Below are 7,407 nucleotides of genomic sequence, written 5' to 3'. Positions count from 1 at the left end.
CGCGGTCGACTCCGCGGCCGAGCGTCCGGCCCGCACCGCGGGCACGATCGTGAAGGACGAGGGCGAGGGCGGCAAGCGGCTGGCCGAGTTCCTGGCCGGTCAGAAGTTCATCTAGCCCGTATTTCGTGGTCGTTGTCGCTGATGTGCAGGAGTAGGGAAGTCTGATGGCTGAAGTTCTCGTCTTTGTCGATCACGTGGACGGCGCGGTCCGCAAGCCCACGCTGGAGCTGCTGACGCTCGCGCGGCGGATCGGTGACCCGGTCGCGGTCGCGGTGGGCGCGGGCGCGTCGGGCACGGCGGGCGTGCTCGCCGAGCACGGCGCGGTCAAGGTCCTCGTGTCCGAGGCCGCGGAGTACGGCGACTACCTCGTCGTGCCGAAGGTGGACGCGCTCCAGGCCGCCCACCAGGCGGTCTCCCCGGCCGCGGTGCTGGTGTCGTCCTCCGCCGAGGGCAAGGAGATCGCGGCGCGGCTCGCGGTGCGGATCGGGTCGGGCATCATCACCGACGCGGTCGACGTGGAGGCCGGGGCCGAGGGCCCGGTCGCGACGCAGTCGGTGTTCGCGGCGTCGTTCACGACGAAGTCCCGGATCACCCACGGGACGCCGGTGATCACGGTGAAGCCGAACTCGGCACAGGTCGAGCCGGCCGCCGGCGCGGGTGCGGTGGAGGAGCTGGCGGTCAAGTTCTCCGCCGCCGCGACCGGCACGAAGGTCCTCTCGCGCACCCCGCGTGAGTCGACCGGCCGTCCGGAGCTGACCGAGGCCGCGATCGTGGTCTCCGGTGGCCGCGGTGTCAACGGCGCGGAGAACTTCGCGGTCATCGAGGCGCTGGCCGACTCGCTCGGCGCCGCGGTGGGCGCCTCGCGCGCCGCCGTGGACGCCGGCTGGTACCCGCACACCAACCAGGTCGGCCAGACCGGCAAGTCCGTCTCCCCGCAGCTCTACATCGCCTCCGGCATCTCCGGCGCGATCCAGCACCGGGCCGGGATGCAGACCTCCAAGACGATCGTCGCGGTCAACAAGGACGCCGAGGCCCCGATCTTCGACCTCGTCGACTACGGCGTCGTCGGCGACCTCTTCGACGTCGTCCCCCAGCTCACCGAGGAGATCAACAGCCGCAAGGGCTGACACCCCCTCAGGTGCCGTGCCCGGCCGGGGCGGTGAGTGCGGACGTCCCGCTCACCGCCCCGGCCGGGCCCGTTTCAGCCGAGCAGTTCCTCCACCAGGTCGGCGGCCCGCCGGGTGCCGCCCTCCGCCCGGGCGTCCTCGCGCAGCCGCGCCGAACACCGGGCCACCTCCGGATCGCCGACGAGCGCGGTGAGCGCTTCGCGCAGGGCCTCAGGGGTGGCGTCGTCGGTGTCGATGCGGCGGGCGACGCCCAGCTCGACGAGTTTGTCGGCGTTCATGAACTGGTCGACGCCCTGCGGCACGGCGATCATCGGCACCCCGCTGTACAGCCCCTCGGAGCTGCCGCCCATTCCGGCGTGCGTGACGAAGGCGTCCGCCTGCTGGAGGATGGCCAGCTGCGGCACCCACCGGTGCACCTCGACGTTGCCCGGTACGGGGCCCAGCTCCGCCAGGTCCGTCTGCTTGCCGACCTGGAGCACCACGTGCCAGCCGGGCAGGTCGCCGTAGGCCGCCAGGCAATTGCGGTAGAACCCCGGGCGGTTGGTGTACGCCGAGCCGAGCGAGATCAGGAGCACCTTCTGAGCCCCGGCGGGCCGGGTCCAGCTCCGCTCCTCGCCGCGCCCGGCGAAGCACGGCCCGACGAACGTCACGGTGTCCATGTCCACGTCGTCCGCGTGCGGCTGCATCGCCCGGGGGATCAGGGCGAGGGTGTTGTCGGGGCGCCCGGTGAAGTCCTCCATGTCCAGGGTGGTCGCGCCGCAGCCGGCCAGCCACTCGGTGAACCTCGCCCGGTAGGCGTCGGCCCCGGGCAGCGCCCACAGCTGGGCCGCGACGTCCCGCGCGTAGCTCCGCCAGCCGACGAAGGTCGGGGAGAGCTGCATCAGGCGGCGGTTCCGGGACTCGGCCAGCACCCGGGCCGGGTACGCGCCGATGTCGTACAGGTAGAGGTCGGCCGGGTCCTCGTCGTAGACGGCACGCAGCTGCGGCAGCGCCTGCACGGCGTCGTCCAGGAAGAGGCCCATGGCGGCGATCGGGTCGTCGGGCCAGTTGTGGTCGTCGACCGGGAGCACGGAGTCGTACGGCACGAAGGTGGCGCCGGTGGCCTCGATGCGCTCGGCCATCACGGGGTCGTTGGCGTAGGTGACGCGGTGGCCGCGGGCCACCAGTTCGCGGATGACCTCGATGCTCGGCAGCACATGGCTGACGGCGGGGATGCCGATCATGGCGATGTGGGCACGGCGAGGTGACATGAGGGATCACTCGTTTCAGTTCTGCGGCGGGAGTGGATACGGCCGACCGCCGCGTCGCCACCCCGGCGAGGGCCGGGCGGTGGGCGCGCGTGCGCGGTGTGCCGGACGGGTCGGGGGCCGGCCCCGGCCGCGTCAGCCGTAGAGCTGGACGATGTTCATACGGCGACCCTAACCGCCGCCCGGCCCGGGCGCACGTGGTTTCCGGGCGGCGAAGTCGCCGTCACGCCCCCGGGGCGGCCGCTTCGAGGTCGTCCACCGTGCCGGACATGAGGGTCCGGATGTGGGCGGTGATGTGTTCGGCGGGCCAGTCCCACCAGGCCAGCGCGAGGAGGCGGGCGATGTCCTTCTCCTCGTAGCGGGTACGCAGCAGTCCGGCCGGGTTGCCGCCGACGATCCCGTAGTGCGGCACGTCCTTGGTGACCACCGAGCCGCTGCCGATGATCGCGCCGTGCCCGATCCGCACGCCGGGCAACACGGTCGCCCCGTGACCGAACCAGACGTCGTTGCCGACGACCGTGTCGCCCCGGTTCGGCAGCCCCGCGAGCAGATCGAAGTGGTCGGCCCAGGAGCCGCCCAGGGTCGGGAAGGGGAAGGTGGACGGGCCGTCCATGCGGTGGTTGGCGCCGTTCATCAGGAAGCGCACGCCCGTGCCGAGCGCGCAGAACTTGCCGATGACCAGCTTCTCCGGGCCGTAGTGGTACAGCACGTTGCGGGTCTCGAACGCGGTGGCGTCGTCCGGGTCGTCGTAGTACGAGTACTCCCCCACCTCGATCAGCGGCGAGGTCACCAGCGGCTTGAGCTGCACCACTCTCGGCTGGCCGGGCATCGGGTGGAGCACGGTCGGGTCTGCGGGTACGGGCAGCGGCATGGGTTCCTCACGGTCGCGGGTCGTCACCGACCATGATCGTCGCGCCGGGGCCCGTACGACAGTGGTTTTACGGGAAAGCCCGCCCCGGGACGGCCGGGGCGGGCGGGGGTGTCCGGGTCAGGGCTGGATCGGCATCGACCAGCAGTTGGAGACGGACCGCTTGCCGGCCAGGCGGTCGGTCATCCAGGAGACGGCGTCGCCCTGGTCGGTGATGAGCGGCACCATGTGGTTGGTGAGGATCTTGTCGCCGAGGTTGGGCAGGATGACGGCGTCATAGGTGACGTCGCCGCCCTTGCGGCACCAGTCGACGGCCAGCTGACGCGCCTGGCTGTGCGGCACGATGTCGTCCTGGGTGCCGGTCGCCACCCGTATCGGTCCGGACGGCTTGAGGGTGCCGATGCGCTGCTTGTCGAGCGCGGCCTGCGCCTTGGGCTCGGCGGCGATGATCTCACCGAGGGACTTGCCGGTGGTGGTCCACTTGGTGCTCTTCGCGAAGCCGTAGCCGAGGATCGCGTCGCCGACGCACATGGTCGAGGCGTCCTTCAGCGCGGCCCGCCCGGCGTCGTTGATGTTGGCCTCCACGACGTCCCGCAGATCCGCGTCGGCCTGCGCGAAACCGTTGATCGACCAGGCGAGGGCGCCGGCCAGGGCGCTGCCGTCGATGCCCTTCATGGTCGCGGTCAGGTCGGCGGGCGGCGCCCCGGCGTAGGTGCCGGCGAGCTCGATCTCGGGGGCGTACGAGGGCTGGAGCTCGGCGGCCGACGCGCTGGCCCCGCCGCCCTGGCTGTAGCCGTACAGGCCGGTCCGGGAGTCGGGCGTGAGCGAGGTGGCGGGCAGCTGGTGGGCGGCGCGGACCGCGTCGAGCAGCGCGTGGGCCTCGTCCACCCGGTTGACGTAGGTGTGGAGGCGGTCGGTGGTGCCGAGGCCCACGTAGTCGGTGACGACCACGGCGACACCGGCGGACAGCAGCCGGTAGACGGAGAGGGTCTCGTAGCCGATCGACACGGTCTCCGGGGTGGCGGTCAGCGGGTGCTGGAGGGCCAGCGAGGGGGCGCACTGGTCCCCCTGGCCCATGGTGCCGGAGGCCAGCGCGACCAGCGGGCGGGCGCCGCCGCCCTTCCAGGCGGCCGAGGGCTCGATGTAGGCGCCGGTCACGGCGGCCGGCTGCCCGTTGGAGTCGGTCGTGCGGTACATGAGGCGGGTGGCGGTGCCCGGCATCGGGCGGCCGTCCAGGCCGGGCAGGCTCAGGGCGAGCGGCAGGGGCTCGGTCCGGATCAGCGCCCCGTTGGCGGCGGGCAGTTGGGCGGGCGGGTTGTAGAAGGCGGGGATGGTCACGCCCCGGGACACGACGGGCTCACCGCCGTCCGCGGCGGACGCGGGCGCGGCGTACGCGGCCAGGCAGGCCGCCGCGGTGACGGCGACGGCCGCGGCGCGGAGGGGACGGACGCGGCGTGGGGGAAGGGTGGAACGCGAACGGTCCTTGCGGCTCAAGGCTCACTCCTCGCTCTGCTCCGGAAGTACGGGTGAGCGCAAGCTAGCAGCGGGGCTTACCGGTGGTAACCCATCGGTAAGTTACGCATTGGTAACTCTCGTCGGCGGCCGAACCCTCCCTGCTCTCCGGCCAAGTTGCTTAAGGTGGGCCCGAGCTGATCATTCGCAGCCCTTCGCACCCTGGAGTTGGCCATGTCCCGACCGGAGAACGCCCCCACCGCCCCGCTCATCGACACCAGCAAGCCGCATCCCGCGCGGATGTACGACTGGTTCCTGGGCGGCAAGGACAACTACCCGGTGGACGAGGCCATGGGCCGTCAGATGCTGGCCGTGGAACCGAATGTCCCGGTGATGGCGAAGATCAACCGAGCCTTCATGCACCGCGCCACCCGCTGGCTGTCCGCCCAGGGCGTCCGCCAGTTCCTCGACATCGGCACCGGGATACCCACCGAGCCCAACCTGCACCAGGTGGCCCAGGCCGCCGCCCCCGCCACCCGGGTCGTCTACTGCGACAACGACCCGATCGTGCTGGCCCACGCCGAGGCGCTGCTCAAGGGCACGCCCGAGGGGGTCATCGACTACGTCCAGGCAGACGCGCGGAACGTCGACACGATCCTCGAACACGCGGGCAAGACACTGGACTTCGGCGAACCGGTCGCGCTGTCGATGATCGCGCTGCTCCACTTCGTGAGCGACGAGGACGGCGCGTACGAGCTGGTGCGCCGGCTGACCGATGTCCTCGCCCCCGGCAGCTACATGGCCATCTCGCAGATCACCGCCGACTTCCACCCGGAGGAGGCGCGCGAGGTGGACAAGATGTACAAGGCCAACACCCTGACGCTGGCGCCGCGCACCCGCGACCAGTTCGCCGCGTTCTTCGACGGGCTGGAGATCGTGGAGCCGGGCATCGTCGCCGCCGAGGCATGGCACCCCGAGCTCGGCGAACCGGTCCCCGGCACCGGCGAGATCGTCACCCCCGGCTACGTCGCGGTCGGCCGCAAGCCGTAGCCCCGGGCCTCATCCGCAGCGGCCCGGTGGGCACTTGGGCGTCACCGGGCTGTGTGATGATGCACGGGAATTCGGGCCGGCGGCAGGCCGGGAGGGGCGGGGGCACAGCGTGGACAACGGCGGGTCGTCCATACCGGACGAGGAGTGGGAGCGTTTCCTGCGGGAGGCCGAGGCCGGGACCCCCGGCGCCCCCGAGGAGCCGTCCGCCCGGGCCCGGATGGTGGCCCAGCGGCTGCGCGAGGAGACCGGCCCGCCCCCGCAGTGGCGCACCCATCGGCCGCCCCGGCGGCGCGGCCGGGTCTGGTACGTGGTGGGCCTGGTGGTCGTCGTCGCGCTGCTCGTCGTGGCGCTGGTCCCGGGCCGGGCGGCCGGCTGGCTCGGCTTCCACGACGGGGGCGGCTCCACGGCGGCGCCCGGCCGGCCCACGCCGGACGACCCGTTCAAGGGCTCACCGGCGGAGCACTGGGCCGCCGGGACGGCCGGGATCACGATGCCCTCGGCGCGGGCCACCGGGTGGATGAGCGAGAAGCAGGTGTCCGACGCGCTCGACCGCAGCCTGGCCTTCCTCTCCGACGCCGGCCTCGATCCGGCGGTGCTGCGCGGGGAGCGGCCGGTGAAGGCGATCGCGGCGCTCAACCCGGAGCAGGCGGACGTCAAGGAGTACCTGGCGAACGCCTTCGACACCCCGAGCCGGAAGAACGACCCGCTGCTGCTGTTCAGCCGCTTCGACCCCTCGTACGCCCGCCTGGCCGGTGACGTGGTCAAGACGCGCGGCGGCATCACCTACCGGGAGGGCGAGCGGGGCGCGGTCGAGGTCACCGCCGACGTCACCTTCGTCTACCCCGTCGTCCGGGCCTCCGGGGACGGCGACGAGGTCGCCCGTACGATCGCCCGCCGGGAGATCGTGATGAGCTGGGACGACCCGGAGAAGGTGGTCATCGAGCCGGGGACCTTCTCGCTGAAGTCGTACCGGCTGGACTCCGCCAACGGGGGCTGCGAGAACACCACCGGCTACTTCGTCCCCGAGTTCGGCCCGGAGCAGGGCCCCTCGGACGACGGCACGAGGATCGACCCTTACGAGCGGGACACCTCGATGGACGAGCGCCTGGGGGACCGTGACGCCTCGGACTGCGACACCGCCACCCGCACCTGACCGGGTGGCGCGACACCCGGGCGGGGCGCTCCCCCGCGACGTACGCTTCGGGCGTGACGAGCAAACCCGACGCGGCGCAGAACCTGCGCGACCTGGCGCGGCTGCGCCGGGTCCGCGACCGGATCGACCGCGAGTACGCCCAGCCGCTCGACGTCGAGGCGCTGGCGCGCGGCGCGCACATGTCGGCGGGCCACCTCAGCCGCGAGTTCCGCAAGGCGTACGGGGAGTCCCCGTACGGTTACCTCATGACCCGGCGCATCGAGCGCGCGATGACGCTGCTGCGCCGGGGCGGCATGAGCGTCACCGAGGTGTGCTTCGCGGTCGGCTGCTCCTCGCTCGGCACGTTCAGCACGCGCTTCACGGAGCTGGTCGGGATGCCGCCGAGCGTCTACCGGCAGCAGGCCGCGCAGGCGACCGCGGGGATGCCGTCCTGCGTGGCGAAGCAGGTGACGCGGCCGGTCAGGAATCGAGAAGCCCCGCTGCCGGGGACGCCGTAGCGTGAGCCGGTGT

General features: G+C 72.4%; 7 protein-coding genes and 1 pseudogene. 5 read left to right on the top strand and 3 right to left on the bottom strand.

Going from position 1 to position 7,407, the window contains the following annotated elements:
* Window positions 1–115 (top strand): annotated as a pseudogene (locus FKN01_RS08305) (electron transfer flavoprotein subunit beta); the annotation flags it as partial.
* A gap of 49 nt (window positions 116–164) precedes the next feature.
* Entirely contained in the window at window positions 165–1,127 is a 963-nt protein-coding gene (locus tag FKN01_RS08300) for an electron transfer flavoprotein subunit alpha/FixB family protein (protein WP_143617988.1), read from the top strand.
* A gap of 74 nt (window positions 1,128–1,201) precedes the next feature.
* On the opposite strand, the gene FKN01_RS08295 is transcribed toward FKN01_RS08300, so the two are convergent.
* The 3 genes from FKN01_RS08295 to FKN01_RS08285 all read right to left on the bottom strand — a co-directional run bounded on the left by FKN01_RS08295 (window position 1,202) and on the right by FKN01_RS08285 (window position 4,736).
* A complete protein-coding gene (locus tag FKN01_RS08295) occupies window positions 1,202–2,377 on the bottom strand; it encodes a macrolide family glycosyltransferase (RefSeq protein WP_260696814.1) in 1,176 nt (391 codons plus the stop codon).
* A 220-nt stretch (window positions 2,378–2,597) separates the two neighbouring features.
* The gene (locus tag FKN01_RS08290) at window positions 2,598–3,239 is read right to left on the bottom strand and encodes a CatB-related O-acetyltransferase (protein ID WP_143618028.1); all 642 of its coding nucleotides are present in this window, start codon (window positions 3,237–3,239) and stop codon (window positions 2,598–2,600) included.
* A 123-nt stretch (window positions 3,240–3,362) separates the two neighbouring features.
* On the bottom strand, window positions 3,363–4,736 hold the full coding sequence (locus tag FKN01_RS08285) for a lipase family protein (RefSeq protein ID WP_143617986.1): 1,374 nt from the start codon (window positions 4,734–4,736) through the stop codon (window positions 3,363–3,365).
* Window positions 4,737–4,928: 192 nt separating this feature from the next.
* On the opposite strand from FKN01_RS08285, the gene FKN01_RS08280 reads away from it, so the two are divergent.
* From FKN01_RS08280 to FKN01_RS08270, 3 genes are all read left to right on the top strand, one after another.
* Complete coding sequence (locus tag FKN01_RS08280; RefSeq protein ID WP_143617984.1) at window positions 4,929–5,744, top strand: SAM-dependent methyltransferase; 816 nt, start codon at window positions 4,929–4,931, stop codon at window positions 5,742–5,744.
* Window positions 5,745–5,853: 109 nt separating this feature from the next.
* Window positions 5,854–6,897 carry a hypothetical protein gene (locus FKN01_RS08275; RefSeq protein ID WP_143617982.1) on the top strand — a complete coding sequence of 348 codons (1,044 nt, stop codon included), beginning with the start codon at window positions 5,854–5,856 and terminating at the stop codon, window positions 6,895–6,897.
* 53 nt (window positions 6,898–6,950) lie between these two features.
* Window positions 6,951–7,394, top strand: a complete 444-nt coding sequence (locus FKN01_RS08270) for a helix-turn-helix transcriptional regulator (protein WP_143617980.1) — start codon at window positions 6,951–6,953, stop codon at window positions 7,392–7,394.
* Window positions 7,395–7,407: the final 13 nt, after the last annotated feature.

The sequence above is a fragment of the Streptomyces sp. 130 genome, from assembly GCF_007096885.1.
GTDB lineage: Bacteria > Actinomycetota > Actinomycetes > Streptomycetales > Streptomycetaceae > Streptomyces.
Note: the sequence above shows the minus strand (reverse complement) of the source record. Positions and strands in the feature narration are given on the sequence as shown.